The sequence below is a fragment of the Actimicrobium sp. CCI2.3 genome (assembly GCF_035019065.1).
In the GTDB taxonomy this organism is placed as follows: domain Bacteria; phylum Pseudomonadota; class Gammaproteobacteria; order Burkholderiales; family Burkholderiaceae_D; genus Actimicrobium.
The window spans coordinates 1-23,795 of the sequence record NZ_JASJWR010000046.1 but is presented as its reverse complement, the minus strand read 5'-3'; the positions used below and the strand labels follow the sequence as shown (position 1 = coordinate 23,795).

The 23,795-nt window shown below is 55.8% G+C and carries 19 protein-coding genes and 1 pseudogene; 16 read left to right on the top strand and 4 right to left on the bottom strand.

Going from position 1 to position 23,795, the window contains the following annotated elements; genetic code table 11:
- The 6 genes and pseudogenes from QN370_RS19195 to QN370_RS19170 all read left to right on the top strand — a co-directional run.
- Nucleotides 1–232, top strand: a pseudogene (locus QN370_RS19195) (hypothetical protein); the annotation flags it as partial.
- A gap of 26 nt (nt 233–258) precedes the next feature.
- Nucleotides 259–2,403, top strand: coding sequence for a secretin N-terminal domain-containing protein (locus QN370_RS19190; RefSeq protein WP_322127317.1), 2,145 nt, complete (start codon nt 259–261; stop codon nt 2,401–2,403).
- Nucleotides 2,400–2,894: a type II secretion system protein gene (locus QN370_RS19185; protein WP_322127318.1), complete on the top strand. Its 495-nt coding sequence runs from the start codon at nt 2,400–2,402 to the stop codon at nt 2,892–2,894. The genes QN370_RS19190 and QN370_RS19185 overlap by 4 nt, the downstream gene beginning before the upstream one ends.
- A complete protein-coding gene (locus QN370_RS19180) occupies nt 2,894–3,271 on the top strand; it encodes a type II secretion system protein (RefSeq protein ID WP_322127319.1) in 378 nt (125 codons plus the stop codon). The genes QN370_RS19185 and QN370_RS19180 overlap by 1 nt, the downstream gene beginning before the upstream one ends.
- Nucleotides 3,258–3,836, top strand: a complete 579-nt coding sequence (locus QN370_RS19175; protein WP_323581791.1) for a type II secretion system protein — start codon at nt 3,258–3,260, stop codon at nt 3,834–3,836. The genes QN370_RS19180 and QN370_RS19175 overlap by 14 nt, the downstream gene beginning before the upstream one ends.
- A 49-nt stretch (nt 3,837–3,885) precedes the next feature.
- Entirely contained in the window at nt 3,886–4,065 is a 180-nt protein-coding gene (locus QN370_RS19170; protein WP_322127321.1) for a hypothetical protein, read from the top strand.
- 181 nt (nt 4,066–4,246) lie between these two features.
- Here QN370_RS19170 and arsB read toward each other — a convergent pair whose 3' ends face one another.
- Nucleotides 4,247–5,323: an ACR3 family arsenite efflux transporter gene (gene arsB, locus QN370_RS19165; protein WP_322127322.1), complete on the bottom strand. Its 1,077-nt coding sequence runs from the start codon at nt 5,321–5,323 to the stop codon at nt 4,247–4,249.
- Nucleotides 5,324–5,580: 257 nt separating this feature from the next.
- Here arsB and QN370_RS19160 point away from each other — a divergent pair, with 257 nt between their 5' ends.
- Entirely contained in the window at nt 5,581–7,119 is a 1,539-nt protein-coding gene (locus tag QN370_RS19160; RefSeq protein ID WP_322127323.1) for an FAD-binding domain-containing protein, read from the top strand.
- Nucleotides 7,120–7,447: 328 nt separating this feature from the next.
- Complete coding sequence (locus tag QN370_RS19155; protein ID WP_322127324.1) at nt 7,448–8,278, top strand: outer membrane protein; 831 nt, start codon at nt 7,448–7,450, stop codon at nt 8,276–8,278.
- A gap of 171 nt (nt 8,279–8,449) precedes the next feature.
- On the opposite strand, the gene QN370_RS19150 is transcribed toward QN370_RS19155, so the two are convergent.
- Nucleotides 8,450–9,535, bottom strand: coding sequence for a DNA-binding protein (locus tag QN370_RS19150; protein WP_322127325.1), 1,086 nt, complete (start codon nt 9,533–9,535; stop codon nt 8,450–8,452).
- Nucleotides 9,536–9,742: 207 nt separating this feature from the next.
- On the opposite strand from QN370_RS19150, the gene QN370_RS19145 reads away from it, so the two are divergent.
- Nucleotides 9,743–9,889, top strand: a complete 147-nt coding sequence (locus QN370_RS19145; protein ID WP_322127326.1) for a hypothetical protein — start codon at nt 9,743–9,745, stop codon at nt 9,887–9,889.
- A gap of 32 nt (nt 9,890–9,921) precedes the next feature.
- Here the strand turns inward: QN370_RS19145 and QN370_RS19140 are convergent, their stop codons facing one another.
- On the bottom strand, nt 9,922–12,777 hold the full coding sequence (locus QN370_RS19140; protein ID WP_322127327.1) for a PAS domain S-box protein: 2,856 nt from the start codon (nt 12,775–12,777) through the stop codon (nt 9,922–9,924).
- A gap of 337 nt (nt 12,778–13,114) precedes the next feature.
- On the opposite strand from QN370_RS19140, the gene QN370_RS19135 reads away from it, so the two are divergent.
- Nucleotides 13,115–14,122, top strand: coding sequence for a site-specific integrase (locus QN370_RS19135; protein WP_322127328.1), 1,008 nt, complete (start codon nt 13,115–13,117; stop codon nt 14,120–14,122).
- 37 nt (nt 14,123–14,159) lie between these two features.
- Here QN370_RS19135 and QN370_RS19130 read toward each other — a convergent pair whose 3' ends face one another.
- Nucleotides 14,160–15,431: a voltage-gated chloride channel family protein gene (locus QN370_RS19130; RefSeq protein ID WP_322127329.1), complete on the bottom strand. Its 1,272-nt coding sequence runs from the start codon at nt 15,429–15,431 to the stop codon at nt 14,160–14,162.
- Between the two features lie 459 nt (nt 15,432–15,890).
- Here QN370_RS19130 and QN370_RS19125 point away from each other — a divergent pair, with 459 nt between their 5' ends.
- The 6 genes from QN370_RS19125 to QN370_RS19100 all read left to right on the top strand — a co-directional run bounded on the left by QN370_RS19125 (nt 15,891) and on the right by QN370_RS19100 (nt 23,683).
- Nucleotides 15,891–17,132, top strand: coding sequence for an OmpA family protein (locus QN370_RS19125; RefSeq protein WP_322127330.1), 1,242 nt, complete (start codon nt 15,891–15,893; stop codon nt 17,130–17,132).
- A gap of 11 nt (nt 17,133–17,143) precedes the next feature.
- Entirely contained in the window at nt 17,144–21,772 is a 4,629-nt protein-coding gene (locus tag QN370_RS19120) for an RHS repeat-associated core domain-containing protein (protein WP_322127331.1), read from the top strand.
- Complete coding sequence (locus tag QN370_RS19115) at nt 21,773–22,204, top strand: hypothetical protein (protein WP_322127332.1); 432 nt, start codon at nt 21,773–21,775, stop codon at nt 22,202–22,204.
- A gap of 218 nt (nt 22,205–22,422) precedes the next feature.
- Entirely contained in the window at nt 22,423–22,773 is a 351-nt protein-coding gene (locus tag QN370_RS19110; protein ID WP_322127333.1) for a hypothetical protein, read from the top strand.
- Nucleotides 22,770–23,177, top strand: coding sequence for a hypothetical protein (locus QN370_RS19105; protein WP_322127334.1), 408 nt, complete (start codon nt 22,770–22,772; stop codon nt 23,175–23,177). Before QN370_RS19110 ends, QN370_RS19105 begins: the two co-directional genes overlap by 4 nt.
- Nucleotides 23,178–23,356: 179 nt before the next feature.
- Nucleotides 23,357–23,683: a hypothetical protein gene (locus QN370_RS19100; RefSeq protein ID WP_322127335.1), complete on the top strand. Its 327-nt coding sequence runs from the start codon at nt 23,357–23,359 to the stop codon at nt 23,681–23,683.
- Nucleotides 23,684–23,795: the final 112 nt, after the last annotated feature.

The following is a 23,795-nucleotide window of genomic DNA, read 5'->3' as shown; positions in this document are numbered from 1 at the left end:
GCCGCCACCACCGCCGACAGCACCGCCCCTGCCTTATGTGTTTATGGGCAAATTCGACCAGGCCGATTCCCACGTCGTGATTCTGACCCGGGGCACCCGGGTGCACACCGTGTCAGAAGGTGACGTTCTTGAAAATACTTACCGCATTGAGCATATTGAGGCCAACAAAGTGACATTTATCTATCTGCCCCTGGGCATTTCGCAATCCTTGCCGATCGCTGGTTCCCCGTGAGCACACGTTCATTTCTCCCGCGAAGCATGCTGGCTGCCGCATTGACCCTGGCTCTGGCCGGCTGTGCTGCCGACCGCATGCACTGGCAAGGCATTTCCCTGATCGGCGAAGGCAAGCTCGAAGAAGGGCTCAGCAAGCTCGATCAGGCCAAACAAGCCGATCCTGGCAATGCCACTTTCAAGAAAGACTTTCTGCTGCAGCGTGACCAGTTGACGGCCCGTTTGCTCAACGATGCCGCCAAGGAGCGCGCCGAACAGCACTGGGATCTGGCCCTGCAGCGCTACACCCGCGTCCTGGCACTGGACCGCGGCAACCTGGTGGCGCGCCAGGCCAGCAATGACATCATCGCGGAGCGCCGGCAAGCGGCGCGGGTGGACGAAGCTGCCTTGCTTTATGGTAAAGGCGACCTGGAGCAGGCCGGCAACATCATCGGCCGGATACTGGTGGAAAATCCCCAGCACGTCCGCGCACTGGCTTTACGCGGCCAGATCACGGAAGCCAGCGCACAGAACAATACGCTCAACGGCATCAGCCTGAATTTCAAGAGCAAGAAGCCGGTCTCCCTGCAGTTTCGCGATGCCAATTTGCGCATGGTGATGGAGGCGATTTCCAAGACCTCTTCGATCAATGTGGTGTTTGACAAGGACGTGAAGCCCGATCTGAAGGTCACCATCTTCGTGCGCGACACGCCGATGGAAGAGGCGATCGATCTGATCCTGATGCAGACACAGACCGCAAAGCGCGTGCTCGGCGAAAATTCGATCCTGATCTATCCGGACACCGAGGCCAAATCGCGCGACTATGCTGAACTGAAGATTCGCCGCTTTGCGATTACCAATGCAGATCCGAAAAACGTCATGGCCATGGTCAAGTCAATGACCAAAACCAAGGATATTTTCATTGATGAAAAGACCAATGCCCTGGTGGTGCGCGACACGCCCCAGATCATTCGCATGCTCGAAAAGCTGATCGTCGCCATGGACCAGCCTGAACCTGAAGTGATGCTGGAAGTGGATGTGATGGAGGTCTCGCGCGATCGCTTGCTGGGGCTGGGGATTAATCTTCCGACCAGCTTTAGCGCCTCCATCGCACCTTCCACACTGAGCGCCTTGCGGGGCGTGAGTGCCCAGGACGTCAACGTCAGTGGTCTGGCCATTGATGTAAAGGCACAGAAGACCGATTCGGACATCAACGATCTGGCCACCCCCCGCATTCGCGTACGCAACAAGGAGAAGGCCAAGTTTCTGGTGGGTGACCGTCTGCCGGTCATCTCCACGGCGGCCGTGCCCGGCTCCGCAACGGCAACAGGCGCAGGCTCGGTCTACAACACCAATGTGCAGTATGTGGAAGTGGGCATCAAGATCGAAGTCGAGCCCACCATCTATGCTGACGGCGAAGTCGCTATCCGCCTGGCACTGGAAGTGAGTTCCAACAGCGGCCAGAACGCTCAGGCCGCCACGACCGGGACCATTGCTTACATGATCAGTACGCGTAGTCTGAACACCGTCTTGCGATTGAAAGACGGGCAAACCGAAATCATCGGTGGCCTGATTCAGGATCAGGACCGGGCGTCGGCAAACAAGATTCCAGGCCTCGGCGACGCCCCGATTTTAGGGCGCTTGTTCGGTGTCCAGACGGACACCAAGAACAAAAAGGAAATCATCATGTCGATTACCCCGCGCATCATCCGAAACAACCGCCAGGTGGACAGCGATCTGCTGGAATTCTGGTCAGGTACGGAAAACAATATGCGCTTTGGTAATCGCCAGATTTCTACTCCCAAACCGACCGCTCCTGCCGTTGCAGCAGGAACCGCACGCGTGGCTGCACCCGTGCCGGCAAGGGCAGTAACCACAGCCGTACCAGTAGCGCCAACACCAGCAGCAACACCAGAAATAACACCAGAAACATCAGCAGCACCAGCAGTACCAGAGACACCAGCAGCACCGGCAGCACCAGCAGCACCGGCAGCAGCACCCGCAGCACCAGAAACACCAGCACCAGAAACACCAGCAGGGGCAACGTCAGCATCAGATCGAAAGCTAGTATTGGTACTGGCCCATTCGATAGGACCAGGACCAGCACCCGTACCTGAAGCAGCACCGGTGGTTGCAGTGCATCAGTCGTCCATTATCCCGTTGCTGGGTCTGGGCCCCGAGTCTGCACGATGACTCACAGGCTGATCCCTGCAGGCGGGCGAGGGTTCACGCTCATTGAGATGCTGGTGACCGTCACCATCGTGGCCTTGCTTTCGACGGTGGCGTTTCCAATGCTGGAACTGACCAAACGCCGCAGTAACGAACGCGAGTTGCGTGACGCTTTGCGGCAAATCCGTACCGCGCTCGACAACTACAAGCAAGCAGGCTTTGAGGGTCGCATTGCGGTGGCGGCCAATCAAAGTGGTTACCCGCCCAGCCTCGATGTGCTGGTGGCGGGCGTGACAGATGCCAAAAGCCCCAACCGTGATCAGAAAATCTACTTCCTGCGCAGAATTCCGAAAGACCCCTTGATCGACCCGCTTGCCACCGACAGTGGTGGCGACTGGGGACTGCGCAGCTACGCCAGTGCCCCCAACGATCCACAGCCCGGCGCCGACGTTTTCGACGTGTACTCGCGTTCGAATGCGACCGGACTGAACGGTATTGCCTACAAGGATTGGTAATGCGACGTAACCACAGAGGCTTCACGCTCATTGAGCTGATCGTGGTGATGGCCATCGTCAGCTTGTTACTGACATTGGCTGCACCCCGCTATTTCCGCTCCATAGACCGCAGCAAGGAAACTATTCTCAAGGCTAATCTTGACGCGACGCGAGATGCACTGGACAAGTTCCATGCAGATACTGGCCGTTATCCCGAGCAACTTGACGAGCTGGTGAGCAGACACTATTTGCGGTCCTTACCCTGGGACCCGATTGCCGAGAGTGCCGAATCGTGGGTAATTGTTCCTCCGGCCGATGGCAACGCCGGTGCCGTCTACAGCATCAGCAGCAGCGCCACCGGTACCGGCACGGATGGATCTTCCTATGCGCAATGGTAAGCATGGTGTTTGTCAGGATGGCTTCGTTTATATCGGGCTGCTCATCGGATTGGCTATCATTGGCCTAGGCCTGGGTGTCACGTCAGAAGTCTGGACTCAGTCCGCTCAGCGCGAAAAAGAAGTCGAACTGCTGTTTGTGGGCAACCAGATCCGGCAGGCCATCACCAACTTCTACCTGCAATCGCCGCCAGCAGTCCGGCGCTTTCCGATGACGCTTGATGAACTGGTGGCAGACGCGCGCGCGCCGGACAAACCGCAGCGTTTTTTGCGCAAGCTGTACACCGATCCCATAGGTGGCGGCGAGGCCTGGGGAGAGATACGGCTGGCGGGGGGGCAGCTCGTAGGCGTCTATAGCCAGTCTCAGGGGAAGCCCTTCAAAGTAGCGGGGTTTTCTCAACGTGATAAGGCCCTGCTGGGAAAAGAGAGTTACTCAGACTGGGTTTTTCGCTCCCCGCTCCCCGCCGCTAACCCGTTGCTATCGCCGAATGGCGACTTTGCCGCGCCGGGTGGTCCAGGGGCAACGCCTGTCACACAGAAGCCCCGCTCGGGTCCTCTTCGTAAATAGCCTTTGTCGTCTCTCATTGTCGTACTGCTTACTGCTTACTGGTATGCATATGAGCGTTCAGGCCGAACGCGACACCTTTTTCGTGCATCTGCGACAGCAGGCCCACTGGCGCTGTCGCATCGAAGAAGCCTTCAAACAGCTCAAGCATCGCCTCAGTCTGGAGCATGTCTCGGGTCTGTCGCAACACGTTGTCATGCAGGATGTCGCGGCTAAAATTTTTGAGCGATAACCTGGAGTTTTTGGCGGTTCAGGCTGCTCATGGCCTTGCCAAACTGCCGGTCGGCCAACGCATCCACCGGGCGTATGCCCAATCCGTCATGAAGCCATTAATACCAGTACTGCTTGCCGGCAAGCGGCTCGGCATGTTGTTGAAAAAGGCATTGGTATTCATTGCCAGACCAGATATCAACTTACTTCCTCAGACCCGCCTCGTACCAAGGCTTGCTGGCATTAACCACCTTCACCACCAGCAGCATTACCGGCACTTCGATCAGTACGCCCACCACGGTCGCCAGCGCTGCACCGGATTCAAATCCGAAAATGCTGATCGCCGCTGCCACCGCCAGCTCAAAAAAATTGGAGGCACCGATCAGTGCCGACGGGCAGGCCACGGAATGCTTTTCACCAAGCTGGCGGTTGAGCCAGTACGCCAATGAGGACGTGAACAGCACCTGGATCAGGATAGGGACGGCCAGCAGCAGAATGACCAGTGGCTGGCGGATGATGGCGTCTCCCTGAAACGCGAACAGTAATACGATCGTCGCCAGCAATGCTGCGATCGATAGCGGCTGGAGCTTGTCCATGACGGTATCGAAGGTGGTTTGCCCCCGCGCCAGCAGCAGTTTGCGCAAACCTTGCGCGATCACGACCGGCACGACGATGTACAGCACGACCGAGGTGACCAGCGTATCCCACGGTACCGTGATGCTCGAGACGCCAAGCAAAAAGGCCACCAGCGGCGCAAACGCAAACACCATGATCAGGTCATTCATCGCCACTTGTGACAGGGTGAAATACGGATCGCCGCCGGTCAGCCGGCTCCAGACAAACACCATCGCGGTACACGGAGCGGCCGCCAGCAGGATCAGGCCGCCGATGTAACTGTCGAGCTGGTCGGCTGGCAACAGCGGGGCGAATAGCACACGAATGAACACGTAACCCAGCAACGCCATTGAAAACGGTTTGACCAGCCAGTTGATGAACAGGGTCACGCCGATGCCGCGCAGATGGCCGCGGATCTGACTCATCGCGCTGAAGTCGATCTTGAGCAGCATCGGAATCACCATGACCCAGATCAGCAGACCGACCGGCAAATTGACCTTGGCGATTTCCATTGCACCAACGGTCTTGAACACGGCGGGCAGCCATTGGCCAAGCCCGATGCCGACAACAATGCACAATCCGACCCAGACACTGAGAAATCGCTCGAAAAAGCTCATCGGGACTTGCGCGGCACGTTTGCCGGTGACTTCACATTGTGCGGACATGGGTTTTCCTGAGCTGGTTGAAGGATAGGGTGCGTTTGTTGGGTTGAACGTGTCGGCACCAACAAGCATGAATTCGACAATTCGATAATCGTCGAATTATACTTTGTTCTCCAAACATTCAATTGCTTGAAGACTGTTTTTAGACGACCCCACACCGCTTGCGAACGATTTCGGAAAAACCTGTCAGACTGTTCAAAAATACAGTGCTTTCATCTATTTCCATCTATCCAAAACATGATGTTGCCCCTCTTTCAGCCATGACCACCCGCATCGTCTGGTTCAAACGCGACTTGCGCCTGCATGATCATGCTGCGCTGACGTTCGCTGCCGCCCGTGGACCGGTGCTGTGTCTGTACGTGATCGAGCCAGCCCTGTGGGCGGCCCAGGATGTCGCCAATCAACACTACCAATTTCTGCTCGAAAGCCTGCTTGAACTCGACGCGGCACTGGCCCGGCGCGGCGGTAGCCTGCATGTTGCGGTTGGTGACGTGGTCGAAATCCTTGGCGAGTTGCACCGTCGATTGCCCTTTACCGATCTGTATGCCCATGAAGAAACTGGCAATGACATCAGCTACCAGCGCGATCTGGCAGTTGGCCGCTGGTGCCGTGCGCATGAGGTCGGTTGGCACGAAAGTCCCCAGTTTGGCGTTGTACGGCGCCTGTCGGATCGCAATAAATGGCAGCGCCACTGGGAGGCGCATGTGGCGCAAGCCTGTCTGCCGATTCCACTGCTTGAGTTTGCTGCCTGTCCGCTCCCGCCCGCCGTGTTGCCATCCTTCGAAGCGCTGGGACTAGCACCCCACGACTCGCCACTGCGCCAGCGCGGCGGGCGACGGCAGGCGGTGGCCGTGCTGCAAAGTTTCTTGCTGGACCGCAGTGGTCAGTATCGCGGCGGTATCTCTTCGCCGCTGTCGGCACCGACGGCCTGCTCGCGGCTGTCGCCGTACCTTGCGTTCGGTTCGCTCAGCATGCGTGAAATCGTTCACGCGACACGTAAGCAACTGGCAACGATGCCCGCGACAGAGACCCGGCGCAAGGCAGGGCTGACCGGCTTCACCAGCCGGCTGTACTGGCATTGCCATTTCATCCAGAAGCTCGAAAGCGAACCTGAGCTGGAGTTTCGCAATCTGCATCGTGGCTATGACGGTTTGCGGGAGGATGACTGGAACCAGCAGCATTTCGATGCGCTGGTCGCCGGTCGGACCGGCTGGCCGCTGGTGGATGCCTGCGTCGAAATGCTGCGCCAGACTGGCTGGCTCAATTTTCGGATGCGCGCAATGCTGGTGTCGGTGGCGGCGTATCCGCTCTGGTTGCACTGGCGTCCGGTTGGCTTGTGGCTGGCGCGCCAGTTCCTTGACTATGAACCAGGCATCCACTGGAGCCAGTTGCAAATGCAATCCGGCACCACGGGAATTAATGTGCCGCGCATTTATAACCCGATCAAGCAAGCCCATGACCATGATCCATACGGCCATTTTGTGCGACGCTGGCTGCCGGCCATGCGCAAGGTGCCCGATGCGTGGCTATTCGAACCGTGGCGCATGCCACCAGAACTGCAGGCGCGTTACGGTGTCATTGTCGGATACGACATTGCGATGCCGCTGGTGGAACTGGAGCAGGCCACGCGTCTGGCCAAACAGAAACTGTTCGGATTGCGGGCGCAATCGGCAGTGCTTGACGGACAAGCGGCGATTGTCGAAAAACATGGCTCGCGGCGGCGGGGCAGGGATAAAACGGGGAGCAAGACAGCGGGTGTGATGGCCGATGATAAGGAGCAGTTGACCTTGGGCTTTTGATTTCCTGATTATTGTTTATGTATTAAGTCGGATTTATTAATGGCATATTTAATATTAGGAAAATGGCTTGTGTCTAATTCATTATTTAAATATCTCGTAATATTGCCGATTTCTCGTAAAAAATTGTTTTTAATGACTAATGTGCGTTTCCTTTCATATTAAAAATGGTACTCGTAATGAGGCTGGAGCCTAAATAACAGGATTATTTTATATCTGCTAAGCTAGAAAACTATAAACAAAGTAAATCAATAGTTACCTAATTTATTCAGATATAAATAAATTGCTGTTGTTTATATTCCAGTTTAATTTTAATTTTGAAAGAAACAGAATGACCATCAAATTAAACGACAAGAGCGTCTTGCTGACGATGTTGTTATTGTCTTTTGCCAGTGCCCACGCTGCCGGCTTGGAAACATTCACAATCACCCCCTTGCATTCCTGGGCGGGGTACCACCTGGGTGTCGATCTGGGCGTGCAAACACGTACTGCGAATCAGGCGCTCACCGTCAATGACCCGCAGCAATCGCTTAGCGGACAAGGTGCGAATGCTGATCAGGCGGCGCTGTTGACAGGTAATGCCAAGACAGTAAAAAACATCGCCATTGGCGGGATCCATGCCGACTATCTCTTGCAAGAAAACGGCTTGGTATATGGCGTTGCTGCGGAATTAATGGCAAGTAATTGCAACCGCAGCGCATCCGCCAATTCATTGTTGAACGACCCGACCAAAGCGCCATTCCCGGATTATTCGTCTACCGTCAGCAGTAAAAACTGCCTGAGTTATTTGTCGGCGATAAAAGGTAAAGCAGGGTATGCCGTTGGTAACGTGCTGCTGTATGTCGATGGCGGACTCGCATTTGGCCGTGTGCGTTCGAGCACCGTAGCAACCATTGCCAACACCGGAAATCCACCCTCCGATGTGTGGTCAGGCAGCAGCGCAAAAACAATGACGGGTTATATGATTGGTGCCGGCATTCAGGTCGCGCTCGAAAAAAATATCTCGTTGGGTCTGGGGCTGTCCCATTACGATTTAGGAAAAACTTCGTATGCGACAAAACCGGATACGTTCACGGCAGGAGATCAGCCTGGAGTCGATCAGTCCATTGCCAGTCGTGCCAAAGGTAATCTGGCGAAGATATCACTGAGTTATCAGTATTAACTTACGATTAACACCAACCTGAAATGACGACGGAAAGATGTTTATCTTTCCGTTTTACCATTCAGACGTGAAGAGCGAATGATCCCACTGATCAAATAGCTTTCTGCCCGGCAGATATAATTACCCGCATCGTTATTTCTGCGATGCGGTTATTGCACGGACAGCGATGCATCAAGTTTGAACATGGTCATTCTGTTCGCCAGCCTGTATCGTCGGGTCCGGTTGCTCAAGATGCGTCAACCTCGCCTGCAATCCCGCCCGCTCCTCGATCAGCTTCAGCCGTAACTGGTCCAATTCCTCGATCTTGCAATCGTTCCTGGCAAGCTGACCGGTCAACACGTCCGTTTGTCCAACTTGCGTTGCCAGCGCGATGCGTAATTGCGTCATTGCTTCTTCGGCTTGCGCTGTTTTCTGCAGCAATAGGAGGCGCTCGGCTGTCATATCGGCAACCTGATAAGTCAGCAGTTCCCGCTCCGTCCGGCACGCTTCCCATGATTTTTCGGCGTTCTGCAGATTTCTGTTCAGCTGGGTATTTTCGTTTTGCAACTGCGCGATGCGTGTCTCGTAGCGCGAGAGTACAGATTGCTGCTGAAGATGTTGCTGACGCGATGCGGCGAGCTCTTGCTCCAGGTGCATACAGCGTTGGTCGGCAGCCTGTCGCTCTTGCGTGCGCTGTTCGGCCGCTGCGTCTAGGTAGTGGTCGAACTGTGCGCGTGCCTGCGTTAGCTGGCCGTTCAAAGCAGCAACTTCGGCAGCGCGATCAAGGAGGCGCTGTTGCGCACCTTCCTGCCGGGCCTGCAAGGTTGCCTGTTCAATCGCCATGGCCTGGTAGCGAGCATCCAGTTGCGACCGGCTTTCCTTGATCTGATCCAGTTCGGTCGATAGCGCAACCTTGTTTTCCTGCAAAACCTGTTTTTCGTCTTCGGCTTGCTGCGTTGCGTCGTGAGCGGCCAGCAACGCGACGTGATGCGCGTCACGCGCCTGTTCAAGTTGTTGCTTCACGTCATCTTGCAACTTTTCGTGGATACCCTTCATCGCCTGCAACAGCGGCCCTGGCAATCCCATTCCTTGTGCGACATCAACAACGGCATTCTGATGCTCGGCCTTCCATCGCTTGAGCAGTGGCGCAATCGTGCTTTTGCTGCCAGTACTACCCAGCGCGACACGAACGTTATCAACAGTAGGATTCTTGCCCTCTACGACCAGCTGGGCAGCGGCGTTGGCCAGATCGGAATACAGGATACCTAAGCGTGCCATGTTGACTCCAGTGAATTTAGTAATGTATTACATAGTACGTAATTTACGTGTTTATTACGATAAAAATTATTACTAATTCATTTAAATATGACCCGCGATAACATTGCTTATCGCAGGTTATTAGCTGAAAGGAGTTGTGGTCTTGCGTAGCGTTGCTGCTGGAATTGATGTTGGAAATGATGACGGACAGGTGTGTTACCGGAAGCGATGAAACCGGCTGTCAGTAGCGGGCAGAATTACCTCGCCTTCATCCCCGGGGGGGTAGAAAAAGAGCTTTTACGATTGATGAATGGCGAACACCAAGCCGTGACTGAGATGCTGCCGCAGGGGCAGATCAGCGATCATTGGTTTTAGGACACTGCGATGGTTATTGCAGCCGATTCTTGCTAAGTCCGAAAGGCTTCTGCCACCCCTTGCTGCCGCAACGCAATCCACGCTGGATCGGATTGCCATGTCACGGTCCAATCGAGTATTTGTTCGGCAGGCATGGGTCGGGCAATACCGTAACCTTGCGCCAGTTCACATCCAAGCTTGAGGAGCGCCAGGCCATGTTTCATGGTTTCAACCCCTTCAGCAATGACTTCGCGCTTGAAGGCGGCAGCTAACCCGATCACTACCTTCAAAATGGTCAGGTCATCGGTGTCTTCAAGCATGTCCCGCACAAAGCTTCGGTCGATTTTGATCTGTTTGACATGCAGACGTTTGAGGTAAGTCAACGAAGAGTAGCCGGTACCAAAGTCGTCCAGAGAAAACATGACGCCCAGTTCGGCGCACTGTTCGATTACCCGGGAAACGTGTTCCATGTCCGACAAGGCACTGGTCTCCAGCAATTCAAGTTCCAGGCAGCTCGGGTTGATCAGCGGGTGCCTTGCCAGAATTTTTTGCAGACGCTCGACAAAGTCCACCAGTTGCAATTGACGTGCCCCGACATTCACGCTCACCAGCACATGGAGTCCTGACTTACGCCAGCCTTCCATTTGCATCAGCACGGTATTGATGACCCATTCGCCCACTTCAACAGCAAGCGGATCATCTTCGATCACCGGCAGGAACGCGGCCGGAGGCAACAGGCCCCGCTCTGGATGCTGCCAGCGAATTAGTGCTTCAACCCCAATGACTTCGCCGGTACGCATGTTGACCTTGGGCTGGTAATGCAACACAAACTCGTTTTTTGTCAGTGCCTTGCGAATGCGCTGCAGACTTTCGTGGTGGCCCCGAATACTGATGTCTTGCGCAAAATCAAAAATATGGTAGCGATTTTTCCCTGCCAGCTTGGCCTGATACATGGTTTGATCAGCCTGACGCAGCAGTTGATCGGCATCGATATCGTCAGCCTGAGGGTAGAACGTGACCCCCAGACTGGCAGAAACCTGCAGCACCAGGTCGCCCTGGAGATGCGTCTCTGCCGCTATTTCTACGAGTCGCGCCAGTACCTGTGCGCATCTTTCCGGGCTTTCCTGGTCAACCAGCACGGCGACAAATTCGTCGCCACCGATACGCGCCAGGGTGTCGCCTTCGCGCAGCGCGTTTTTCATGGCACTGGCCAGCAGGATCAGCAGTTGATCCCCCACATCGTGCCCGTGGCGGTCATTGACAGCCTTGAAGCCATCGAGTTCAATGTAGACCACGGCCAATAGCTGGCTACGACGGGTTGCCTGAGCCATCGCTTGCCTCAGACGGTCGGCCAGCAATGACCGGTTGGGCAGGTTGGTCAAGACATCAAAATGGGCAATGTGCTCCAACTGCGTTTGATGTTCCTTGCTGGCCGTGATGTCGGAGAAAAATCCGACGTAGTGTTCGGTTTTTCCGTCAAGGCCGAGCACTGACGCGATGTTCAGCGCGCCGATATAGACACCGCCGTCCTTGCGACGGTTGAATACCTCGCCATACCAATGGCCTTTTTGTGTCAGATCTGCCCACATGCCGGCGTAAAAATCTTTATCCTGATGCCCCGAACCGAGCAGATTCGTGTTCCTGCCCAGGACTTCCTCCCGACCATATCCTGTGATGCGCGTGAAAGCCGCGTTGACGTTCAAAATGGTGCCGTCCGCATTCGTAATGACGATCCCTTCACGTGCATACGTAAATACGCTGGCCGCTTGCACCAGGCTTTCTGCTCTCTTGCGCTCGGTCACATCGCGCGCGGCTGCAAAGATCCCCAGCACGCGGCCCACATCATCGCGATAAACGCTGGCGTTGTAGAGCACGTCGGTGATCTTGCCGCTGCGGTGACGGATTGCCAGCGGATAGTCGGTCACAAAGCCCTTGGCAAAGACTTGCTGATAACCTTCGCGGGCCTGCACCGGATCGGTAAAGTAGTCAGTAAAGTCGCTCCCCACCAGTTCCGTGCGCATCAGTCCGGTGACCTGTTCGGTGGCGGTATTGACGTCAGTAATCTTCCCTTCGGCACTGATGGTCACCAGTGGATCCAGGCTGGCTTCGATCAGGCTGCGAGAATACTGGGAAGCACGTTTGAGCAACTCCTCTGCTTTCTTGCGCTCGGTCACATCCCGCGCTGCCGCAAAGATCCCCAGCACCTGACCCGCATCATCGCGATAAACGCTGGCGTTGTAGAGCACGTCGGTGATCTGGCCGCTGCGGTGACGAATTGCCAGCGGATAGTCGGTCACAAAGCCTTCGGCAAAGACTTGCTGGTAACCTTCACGGGCCTGCACCGGATCGGTAAAGTAATCGGTGAAATCGCTACCTACCAGTTCAGTCCGTATTAGTCCGGTGACCTGTTCGGTGGCAGTGTTGACATCAGTGATCTTGCCTTCGGCACTGATCGTCACCAGCGGGTCCAGACTGGCTTCGATCAGGCTGCGCGAATACTGGGAAGCGCGTTTGAGCAACTCCTCTGCTTTCTTGCGCTCGGTCACATCCCGTGCTGCCGCAAAGACCCCCAGCACCTGACCCGCCTCATCGCGATAAACGCTGGCGTTGTAGAGCACGTCGGTGATCTTGCCGCTGCGGTGACGAATTGCCAGCGGGTAGTCGGTGACAAAGCCCTCGGCAAAGACTTGCTGATAACCTTCGCGGGCCTGCACCGGATCGGTAAAGTAGTCAGTGAAATCGCTGCCTACCAGCTCAGTTCGCATCAGTCCGGTGACCTGTTCGGTGGCGGTATTGACGTCCGTGATCTTGCCTTCGGCACTGATGGTGACCAGCGGGTCCAGACTGGCTTCGATCAGGCTGCGGGAATAGCGCGATGCCAGCCTTGACGGATGCAAGCGCTTAGTCATGATTTTTGAGATGGTGGCTGGTCATCGGTTTGCGTGCTCGAACGCATTATCGTGTCGAGAAGAATGGTTCGTGTCGGGGCGATACGCAATTCTTTTTTGAGTGCTACGGCCGGTCACTGCTGAGCCGCTTGAGCGCGCCTGCGCCGGACGTAACTTCGATTCGGGGGGACGTTCAAACTAAGCCGAGTAACTTACAATGGCGTCTCGTAATCTGATTGCATTAACGGTGGCGCTGCTGCTGGCCCGTAGCAAGACAACAGACCAACGCGTTAGTCCAAAAATTACTTGTCCACCATTTTTTTCATTCGCATTTTCGCGGCATCGAGGTTGCTGATCCATGTCTGACGTAATTCCCGTTACCAACCCTGGTGTTGAGCAAACCGATGTGCTTGCATTGTCGCGCCAGGTCGGGACGGTGGAGGTGGAGGCGGAGTTAGCCGCACGCCATCGTGTTTTCCTCGCGGCGGCCACCTCGGACAACACACGGCGCACTTACCGCGCAGCGATCCGGCATTTCCTGTTGTGGGGCGGTGTATTGCCGGCCGATGAGTCCGTTGTGATCCGCTACCTGCTGGCCCACGCCGACAGCCTTAACCCCCGCACACTGGCCTTGAAAATGACGGCGTTATCGCAGTGGCACCGGCATCAGGGTTTTCCGGATGCCGCATCGACGCCAACGGTACGCAAGACGCTGACCGGCATCGGCCGCCTGCATGGCAAACCAAAGCAGAAAGCCAAAGCTCTGTCGCTAGAGGGACTGGAACGCATCGTCACGCATCTGGCCAGCTTGCCATCGCTAACAGCACGACGCGACAGCGCGTTGCTGCAACTGGGATTTTTCGGCGGGTACCGCCGTAGCGAACTGGTCAGCTTGCGGGTCGAGGATCTGGCTTGGGAAACGGAAGGGCTGGTGATTACGCTGGCGCGCTCGAAGACCGACCAGCAAGGCGAGGGCATCATCAAGGCCATTCCTTTTGGCGAGGAACTGTGTTGCCCGGTCAGCGCGTTGCGCGACTGGCTCACGCGCGCCGGCATTACCACCGGACCGCTATTTCGTCCTGTCAGCAAATGGCAGACGCTTGGTGCAGGCGCGTTGCATGCCGGCAGTGTCAATACTATTCTGGCGCAGTGCGCGACACTGGCCGGCCTCGCGGCAGGCCATGAGTTCAGTAGTCACAGCCTGCGACGCGGCATGGCGACCAGCGCCCATCGCGCCGGAGCCGATTTTCAGGACATCAAGCGGCAGGGCGGCTGGCTCCACGATGGCACGGTGCAGGGTTATATCGAAGAAGCGGGGCGCTTCGAGAGCAATGCGGCGGGATCACTGTTACGCAAGAAGCGCTAACGGGAAGGCATCGGCACAGCGCCTGTTCAGCAGCTTGTCATTGCGGTTCTTTGTCGGAAGTCTGGCACTCGACTTTCGGGGCCTTGCGCCGCTTGCCGTCACCCATGCGCTGCGACCGATAGATGCCGGCCTCCCCGGAAAACAGATAACTGACCACACAGGCCAGTACCGCATACACACCCACCTCTGCACCGAACAGTTCGATCGCCATCAGCGTTGATGCCACCGGCGTATTGGCCGCACCGGCGAACACCGCTACCAGGCCGATGCCCGCCAGGAGCGGTACTGGCAAATGGAGCAACGGTGCCAGCGCGTTGCCCAAGGTGGCACCGATATAAAACAGCGGCGTCACTTCGCCGCCTTTGAAGCCACTGCCCAGTGAAACGACAGTGAAAGCCATTTTGGCCAGAAAATCATAGGCCGGCAGTGGTTGCTCGAAGGCAGCCATGATGGTCGGCAGCCCCAGTCCGATATAGCGGTCACCGCCAAGAAACCAGGCGGCGGTTGCGATGACGAGTCCGCCGACGAAAGGACGCACTGGCGCGTAACGGAACCATTTTTTCATCCCCTTGCCGAGCGTATGGGTCGCCTCGGCGAAGAGCATGCCGGTCAGTCCGAACAGCGCCCCGGCAATAACTACTGTGGACAGCGTCCACGCCGTCACGGCCGGCACAAACGGGATCAGGTAATGGAGATGGGTGGTTCCGAGCAGCATGCAAACCTGATCCGCGACAATTGCCGCAACGACGCATGGCAGCAACGCGTCATAGCGCAGGCGGCCGATGGCCAGCACTTCCAGGCCGAAAAGTGCACCGGCCAATGGCGTGCCGAACACCGACGCAAAGCCGGCGCTGATACCTGCCATCAGGATGATGCGACGGTCTTCCGGCTGCAACCTGAACACGCGTGTCAATTGATCGGCCAGTGCGCCGCCCATTTGCACGGCAGTCCCTTCGCGGCCCACGGAGGCACCAAACAGATGGGATACCACGGTCCCGCCGAGCACCAGAGGCACCATCCGCAACGGGATAATGTTGCGGGGATCGTGGATTTCATCGATCAGCAAGTTGTTACCCGCTTCGACGCTCTGGCCAACACGCAGATAGAGCCAGCCCACCACAAAACCGGCCACCGGCAAGAACCAGATCAACCAGCGATGGGTGACGCGTGTCGTGGTCGCCCACTGCATCAGGAACAAAAAAAGCGCCGACGCGGAACCGGCCAAAACGGCGACGCCGCAAGCGAGCAATAACCACTTGCCGACGTAGCGCAGCAGGTCAATCAATGCCAAACGTCCCAAAAATTTCATGCAGGTCCTGTTGTGCGTGTGTCTTGGTTCACCAGATCGGGCTATAGAACGAGAGGTGACTGCGTGCTATTGCCGCGAGAAAAATGCCACCACACCGGCATGCCGCCGAGCGCGATTGTAACAAGGAACCCCGAAGTAACCCCGAAGGAACCCCGCAGAAAAAGAGGGAAGGCAGCGGGATGATGGCTGCCCGGTCATGACGTGGACAGGTTTTGTGGTCGGCAATCCCGTCATTGTTCTTCAATTCGTAAAACGCTTGACCGCCGCAGAGCTACCAAATTTGGCATCACGATCGTAGTGTTGTTCGTCTTGCCACATCGCCCGGTGAATTCTGGGATCAGGATGTCGTATTCACAGCGACCCCGGTAGCATTCAACAACTGAGTGTCAACAACTGAGTGTTACTTCCATCACCCATCAACACATCCTGTGTCTGGTGATGCAACGCCTACTTCAATCCATGATGATATCGACTTCCTGTCGCGGTTCAACACTGATCGAATTTGCAGTAATCGGTCCCATCCTGTCGCTGATCGGTCTGGCATTGCTCCAGTACGGCATGCTGTATTTCGCCAAAAACCACTACAACCACGCCAATTTCATGGCGGCCCGCGCCGGCAGCATGGATCACGCCAGTCTGAATACCATCGAAAAAGCGTATGCCAAGGCACTTGCACCGCTCTACGGTGGCGGAACCAGCGAGGTAGCGGTGGCGGCATCGGCTGACCGGGCGCTGACCGATATCCGGGCGCATGGCCAGATCGAACTGCGCAATCCCACCACCGAGAGCTTTGACGATTTCAACGTGCCTGCGTTACAACAGCACGTCGGTAACGGCAAGCGCGTCATTCCAAACAGTGGCCAGCAAGCCCGTTCGTCCGCAGTCGGAGCGCGCTCCGGCCAGAGTATTCAGGATGCCAATCTGCTCAAGCTGCGCATCACCACCGGTTACCGGCCGCAAGTGCCACTGGTCGGAGCACTCTACACCGGCTACCTGACATGGCAGGACGACGGCACGAATATGCGTCGCACGGCGATGCTGCGCGATGGCCGGATTCCGATCACGACCGAGGCGACGGTGCAGATGCAATCGGATGCCATCGAGGACAACAATATCTCCGTACCCGGGGCGGGTGACGGTGGCAACTCCGGAGGCAATTCCGGTGACACCGGGCAGGGCAGCAATCCCGACAATCCGGCATCTGGCAACGGACACCCGGCGGATTGCGCCAATCCGCCCTGCAACCTGCCAGCGCCAGACACGCCCAGACCAACCGAGCCAGGCGGCTTGTGCACTGGCGATGTCTGTCCGGCGTGCCCGGACCCGGTGCCACTTACCGTCGTTGTTCCCGGCGACATCACCTTTTCCTTCGGACAAGCAACACTAACGGAAGCCGGCAAGACACAACTCGATCTATTGATTGCTGCAGCCAACGCGGGCGGCTTTGCCTCGGTCAATGTCGATGGCTACACCGACCAGATCGGCAGCCAGAAGATCAACCTCGCGCTGTCAACTGCTCGCGCCGCAACCATACGGGATTACCTGCTCGGCCATGGTTTGTCCGGAATGCCTGTCCGTGCGACCGGACACGGCGCTACCAACCTGAAAGTCCAACTGGCGCAATGCGCAGGGACCAGCGGGACTGCGCAGCAAACCTGTCTGGCACCAAACCGCCGGGTTGAAGTCACCCTCAATCCCTAACGACTACTAACATGACATCGACTTTCGATTTCCTTCGCCGGCTGTGCTTCCTGCTGGTCATTTCGGTGATGACCGCACTTCCAGCACATGCCCAGAGCTCCCTGCCTCAAAGCAAAGCGCAATGCACCGCCCCGACAGCCGGCAATCCCGGCAACGCCTGCGCCGGCAATCCGATCAATCTGATCACCGGCAACAAGTACCAGCGCGACACCGACCTGGCCGCCTTGCCCGGTGTGCTCGGCCTCGAAATCGTCCGGCATTACAACAGCGTGTTTGGCGATCCCGGCGTACCCAACGGACTGGTCGGGCGCGGCTGGCGCCTGTCGTATGAAGTCGAACTCGTTGCCATCGGCACGACGCTCCAGCTAATCGAAGCCGACGGCCACCGGATCATCTTCAACCGTGACCCGCTGAACCGCTCGCACTGCAGCACCGCAGATCCGGCCAACGGCACCATCGCCATACTGCACACCGCACGCGGTGATGAATACGCCTGGCAACGCAGCGATGGACAGGTGTGGCGCTTCAACCATCAGCGCAAGCTCGACCAGATCACGGCACCGACTGGCGAGTTCGTCAGCCTGATCTACGACAACGCCGGTCTGCTGATGCAAGTCACCGATCCCCAGGGCCGGCAATTGCACCTGAATTATCCTGACCGCAAGACCGCACGTAGCGGTGTGCGCTTCAACGGCGTGCAGTCGATTGACAGTCCGGCGGGACGATTCGATTACCACTATGGCAGCACCTTGTCGGCCGGCGCGCATAGCGCACCGTCGGTGCTGCTGGCCAATCTGGTTCGGGTGCGTCTGCCAAACCAGACCGAGCGCCAGTACCACTACGAAGACCCGCAGCATCCGACGCTGCTCACCGGCATTAGCGTCAGTGCTGGCACGACCGCGTTTGAGCGCATCGCGACCTTCGGCTATCAGGCCGACGGCAAGGCAATCCTGTCGACCCATGCCGGTGACGTCGACAAGGTCACCTTGTCCTATCAGCCCGGTGGCGTCACGCTGCTGACCAATAGCCTTGGCCAAGTCACCACGTATCGCCATGCCGACATCGCCCGCGAGAACCGGCTGCTCGAAGCCCGTGGCCCCGGCTGCGCGCTGTGCAATGCCAGCGATCTGCGCTACGGCTACGACACGCGCGGGCGCGAAGTTACGCTCACGCGGCTCGATGCATCCGGCAATCCGGTCGACACCACCCTCACCGAACGCGATGACCTCGGCCGTCCGCTGACGATCAGCAAGCAACACTATCAGGAGGGCAAAGCCGCCCCGGCTCAATGGCAGGTGCGCTACGAATACGCTGCTGGCGCTGGCGCTGGTCCGACGCTCATTGCCCGTCCCGGTGTCGTTGCTGGCAAAGAGAGCCAGACCCGGATCACCTATAACGCGGCCGGGCAACCGTTGACATTGACCGAAAGCGGCTGGTCACCGGCCACCGGGGACAACGGCACGCCGACACCGATCACGCGCACGACCCGCTACCGCTACATCCGTATCAATGGACGAAGTCTGCTGGCCGAGATCGACGGCCCGCTGGCCAATGGTCCTGCGGGCAGCCCGCTCGATTCCGACATCACGCAGTTTCATTACGATGAGCGGGGCAATTTTCTGATCGAGATTATTGCGCCAGGCAATCAGGTCACACGCGTCACCGCGCGCGACACTTCCGGCAGACCGCAAAAAATCGCCACTGCCACGGGCATTGCGTTGGAGTATGACTACGACTTGGCCGGCCATTTCACCCGCGTCACTCGCGCTGGCATCAGTGAATTGTTCAGTTACAACGCACTCGGTCAGTTGTCCGGTGCAGTGCGCACGACCGGCCAGCGGCTGGCGATGCGCTACGGTGCCGATGGCCGCGTCACCGACCTGTCCGACCCGCAAGGCAACCGCATCCAGCTGCAACGCGATACTGAAGGCACACTGCTGGCGCGCAGCCTGCTTAATCCCGATGGCAGCCTCGCCCAAAAGACCAACTTGTCGCTGCTTGATGTCGATGCCGATCGCAAAACCGGCACGTTGCAAACCGATACCGTGCACGACCTCGTCTTCGCCGTGGACAACACTGTCACGCGTTTTCAGTACGAACAGGACAACCGCCTGGCCCGCATCACCGATGCCCGCCAGCACCAGACCGGCCAGTTGCACGATGACTTTGGCCGGCTGGTCCGGGTCGACAGTCCCGATGGCGGTGTCACCGTTCTGGCCTACGATGCTGCCGACCGGCTGATCAGCAAGTCGATTGGGCAGGGGGCGGTCATTCGTTATCGCCATGACGTCGCCGGTCGTCTGATCGGTCAGTTCACCGCAGAAGGCGACACCCGCGTCATCTACGGCAAGCAGGGGCGACCAGTACGCATCACCTATCCGGCGGGCGAAGAACAGTTCAGCTACGACCAGGCCGCGCGCCTGATCAGCCACGTCCGCCTGATCGACGGCCAGCGCATCACGACCGGCTACGTCTACGACGCTCGCGGTCAGCTGAGCAAAAAAATCCTGCCCGATGGCCAGATCCTGCATTACCGCTATCACGGAGCCGTTCATCCAAAAGCCGGTTTGCTGGCAGCGATCACGCGCGAAGACCTGTTCGGTCACACCGTCCTGCTCGACGGTCTCAACGATACGGGTGATGGTTATGCGAACCAGCATTATCAGCTGGCAAACGGCGTTGGCTACCAGCGACAGCTCGACCAGACAGGTCATATCACACGCATCGGCAGTACCGGCTACTGGGAAGAAAACCACCAGCACAACCCAGGCGGGCAACTCACGCAACGCGATGCCACGACCACTGCCGGACTCCAGCGCACCCGCTACGATTACGACGCAGCGGGTCGCATGACGGCCATCGCGCAGGGCAGCAGCGATCGCAGCTTCCGCTACGACCCGACCGGCAACCTGCTCACCGACCGGCGCGACAACGTGTCCACCGGCTACACGGTCGACCCGGCCAGTAACCGGCTTACCGCCATCGAGGCAAACGGCCAGCGCATCCGCGTCGACTACAACGCCGCCGGCAGCATCACCCGCAGCGGCGACACCGCCTACACGTGGGACAGCCAGCAACGCCTGATCCGCGTCAGCCAGCGCGACCAGCCGCTCGCCGACTACACCTACAACGCCTTCGGCGAGCGCATCAAAAAAGTCAGCTACAGCGGCAACCAGAAAAAAGTCACTTACTACTTTTACGACGGCAGCGAACTGGTCGCGGAAGCGCAGGCCAACGCAAAAGACGAGGGCAAAAGAAACCCCATCGGCATCACCCGCCAATATGTCTGGCTAGTCGATCAGGCTGGCAGCCGACCCATCGCCCTGCTACAAGCCCGGGACAGTGGCCTTGCGGCGCTCGCCGGTCAAACGCTCGCCAGCATCCCGACCGCCACCACCCGCGCCATCGGCCAGGCCGGCCGCACCGACGTCTTCGCCCTCATCGCCGACCATACCGGCGCACCCCGAGCACTGGTCAACGAACGCAAACAGGTGGTCTGGCGCTCCAGCGTAGCCGGCTTCGGCGAGCTCATACCGGACGCCAACGTCCTGATGACGCTCAACCTGCGTGGCTCGAACCAGTACTACGATGCCGAGACGAACCTGCACTACAACCATCACCGCTATCTGGACCCGCACAGCGGCCGTTATCTCAGTACCGACCCGAGTGGCATAGCTGGTGGCTTGAATCTGTATGCGTTTGCGGCGAATAACCCGGTCGCCAATATTGATCCGCTGGGGTTGCAGGCGAAACCGGCCGGGGATATCTCCGACTGGGACATGCAGCGACGGGTTCAATACGTGTTGCTGCGTGCGGGTGGACAGATTCCGGGTGTGATTGGTGACCAGTTGCGGGAACTGGTGAGTCCGGCTTCGCTGGCGACGACGGCTGGGATATTTACGATCTGGGCTGGTACGCAAGCCATTCCCATTGCCGGTGAAATTGTCGATGTCGGGCTTGTCGCAGCCGGTTACGCGATTTCCGGCACGGCCGGGCTCATTGCCATCAAGGATATCGTTACTGCCGCGTTCTTAACTGCTAGCGCGCAATGTGAAGCAGATTTGCAAAAAGCTGGGGATACGCTGGCTGGCGGGTTGGTCAATGCAATGGGGGCCGGGGTTGGGTTGGCGGGGAGTACGCAGGCGTTGCGGACTGAGAGGGTGCAGGGGTTTTTAAGCCAGGTTTTAAAGGAATCAGGAGCAAGTGCAAGTGCAAGTGCAAGTGCAAGTTTTAAAATATTCCCGGCAAATGAAATTCGATTTTCACAAAACTCTGTTTCATTTAATAAGAAAGATCGTATAACAGGGCAGGTGTATTCATACGATGACCTTGTAGCAAGTATGAAATTAAATGGGTGGAAAGGTGATCCCGTGGATGTGGTGCGTATGCCTGATGGTAAATTAACCAGTATGGATAACACTCGAATTGCCGCTGCTAGGGAAGCAGGTATTGACGTTCAAGCTAAAGTCCGAGAATTTAATGAAAAACTAACGCCGGAAATGCAAAACGCTCGTGGATGGAATAAGTACAGTAGTTGGGGCGAAGCTATTGTCGCACGTATCAACAGCCAATCAAAAAATTTTGGGGTAATAAATCCCTACGGCTCTCTCCAGTTGCCAAATATAAAAGGAAAGCCATAAATGGATAAAATATTTTTTTACGATCCATCCATTCTTCCTCTAAATTTTAATTTTCCAAAAAGCTATTTTCAGCTAGTGCAAGGATGTGAGATTCCGGACTTAGAACCTTGGAAATTCCTGTGTTTCGATAAGCCACGATCATTGAATTACTATGGAGCGATGCTTCAAAAATACCCAGATAAACCGCTAGTTCCATTTGCTATTATTGACGACCAAAGTGGCTCTTATAATGATGGCTACGTTATTCTTGCATGCTTTGATGGTGATGATAAAAATGGCGATCCAAAAATATACTTTCATGATTATTCAAATCCCAAAAAAGTTGAATGGTTAGACAGATACTCCGTAGCAAATTTTATAGAATGGTTACGGATCGCGGAAGACGATTCGACACGATACAAGGCCGAGCGTGACGAGGATGAAGTCGACTAGCGCGTAGGGTGCAATAACCGGAGGGCATTGCACCGCTTTCAACGAGTAGAGTTGATAAGACATCTCTGTCATTCAAGGATAGCCTCGTAGTACGAGGAGATACTTCTCGTGCACAGATAGTACAAACAATCGCTGATGCAGCACAGTTAGCGATTGAAAGAATATTAAAACTTGACCCTAATGCGCGTATTGGGTTTAGAGGAAGCCTTGTTAGTGGTTTGAAGAATCATAAAAAATTGGGAATTAATGGCGAACGAGTTGCATTTGATGGGACCGTCGCAACGAAAAACGGTATGCCGTACACCGGTCTGCAAGGCTACGACGCGGATTTCTTCGTCGTTAGTGATGTATTGGCAGCTAAGTTTTACAAAAGGACTTTCTTTAAGGATATAACTAAGTTGGATGAATCATTAAAAGGTACTTTCAAAGAATTTGGGAATGCCATGCAAAGCAATCCAATTCTCAGTGGAATGAAAGCAGAAGTTCCTTCGTTTAGGGTCTACAGTACGGCTGAAATAGATAAAAAATCGGGCTCACAATATTATTTTTTGCAAAGTGGGAAGAAATGACAGTTTCAACGAAAAGTATACTAGCTGTAGTGGAAGTATCAAGTACTCTACCGTTAGAGGAGATGGCACGAAAACTGAGCGCAATAATCGGCCGATTTACTTTTGAGCTCGAAGAGACTGGACGTTTTGAAGAAGTTCCAGCGTTTGTTGCAAAAGACGATAGTTCGGGAATGACGTTTATTTTATTTGGAATACCTAAGGGTGAAATTTGTGATGCCTACACTTTAGAATGCTCGGCCGAAACAAAGCTTTCCATTCCGGATTTCAGTAAAAGTTTAGTCAGATTTTGGAGTAATATCCTTATCGAAAAAAATATTAACGCAAGAGGATATTTTGATTATTCCGATGAATTAGCAACTGCTTTAACGGCAAACGGAATTAGTGCCACAAAATCATCCCCATAAACTGTTAGGACAGTGCGTACGTTCAGTATGAGACTAGCGATTGTTAGGATTGAAGGACTTATCAAACTCACTCAGTCAGCAGATAGAAAGTGATGTCAATTGTATGATTTACGACATTCCGACTACCGCCATTCAGAGAGCGCCAAGTATTATCTTACCTAATTAAAGGAAATGAAAATATGGCAATCTATGAATTGTATGGATTTTTATCTAATGATATCGACGAGGCAAAGAATTCTCTGGAGTCTGCGTTTAATATTAAGTTTGAGGCTCATGATAGCTCCTACCACGAAGGGGATTATTTCCGAAGTGGAAAATCCATTAACGAACATTTTATTTTGAAACGGAACGTAGACCCATACGATAATGAACCTGTAGAAATATCATATTCTGAATACCCGATTTTACTCTATATAAACGATACATTGCGATCGGTGGATTTAAAAAGAAAAATAGATCAAAAGGTCAGTGGTTTTATCTTGTTAAGGCATGAAAAGATGCAATGATAATCGGTTTCAAAAGACGGATTATGACAACGGTACGTAGATACTCTGTTCAAAAGCAAGCCTTTTTCAGGTTGAAGAGCGAATCATTTGAGCAGGGACCGCATAGAATCGC

Coding starts and splice junctions, on each gene's coding strand:
- QN370_RS19190 (WP_322127317.1), top strand. CDS start 259: ATGCTGGCTGCCGCATTGACCCTGGCTCTGGCCGGCTGTGCTGCCGAC.
- QN370_RS19115 (WP_322127332.1), top strand. CDS start 21,773: ATGGATAAAATATTTTTTTACGATCCATCCATTCTTCCTCTAAATTTT.
- QN370_RS19135 (WP_322127328.1), top strand. CDS start 13,115: ATGTCTGACGTAATTCCCGTTACCAACCCTGGTGTTGAGCAAACCGAT.
- QN370_RS19100 (WP_322127335.1), top strand. CDS start 23,357: ATGGCAATCTATGAATTGTATGGATTTTTATCTAATGATATCGACGAG.
- QN370_RS19175 (WP_323581791.1), top strand. CDS start 3,258: ATGCGCAATGGTAAGCATGGTGTTTGTCAGGATGGCTTCGTTTATATC.
- QN370_RS19120 (WP_322127331.1), top strand. CDS start 17,144: ATGACATCGACTTTCGATTTCCTTCGCCGGCTGTGCTTCCTGCTGGTC.
- QN370_RS19130 (WP_322127329.1), bottom strand. CDS start 15,431: ATGAAATTTTTGGGACGTTTGGCATTGATTGACCTGCTGCGCTACGTC.
- QN370_RS19160 (WP_322127323.1), top strand. CDS start 5,581: ATGACCACCCGCATCGTCTGGTTCAAACGCGACTTGCGCCTGCATGAT.
- QN370_RS19150 (WP_322127325.1), bottom strand. CDS start 9,535: ATGGCACGCTTAGGTATCCTGTATTCCGATCTGGCCAACGCCGCTGCC.
- QN370_RS19155 (WP_322127324.1), top strand. CDS start 7,448: ATGACCATCAAATTAAACGACAAGAGCGTCTTGCTGACGATGTTGTTA.
- arsB (WP_322127322.1), bottom strand. CDS start 5,323: ATGTCCGCACAATGTGAAGTCACCGGCAAACGTGCCGCGCAAGTCCCG.
- QN370_RS19105 (WP_322127334.1), top strand. CDS start 22,770: ATGACAGTTTCAACGAAAAGTATACTAGCTGTAGTGGAAGTATCAAGT.
- QN370_RS19140 (WP_322127327.1), bottom strand. CDS start 12,777: ATGACTAAGCGCTTGCATCCGTCAAGGCTGGCATCGCGCTATTCCCGC.
- QN370_RS19170 (WP_322127321.1), top strand. CDS start 3,886: ATGAGCGTTCAGGCCGAACGCGACACCTTTTTCGTGCATCTGCGACAG.
- QN370_RS19125 (WP_322127330.1), top strand. CDS start 15,891: ATGATGATATCGACTTCCTGTCGCGGTTCAACACTGATCGAATTTGCA.
- QN370_RS19180 (WP_322127319.1), top strand. CDS start 2,894: ATGCGACGTAACCACAGAGGCTTCACGCTCATTGAGCTGATCGTGGTG.
- QN370_RS19185 (WP_322127318.1), top strand. CDS start 2,400: ATGACTCACAGGCTGATCCCTGCAGGCGGGCGAGGGTTCACGCTCATT.
- QN370_RS19145 (WP_322127326.1), top strand. CDS start 9,743: ATGAAACCGGCTGTCAGTAGCGGGCAGAATTACCTCGCCTTCATCCCC.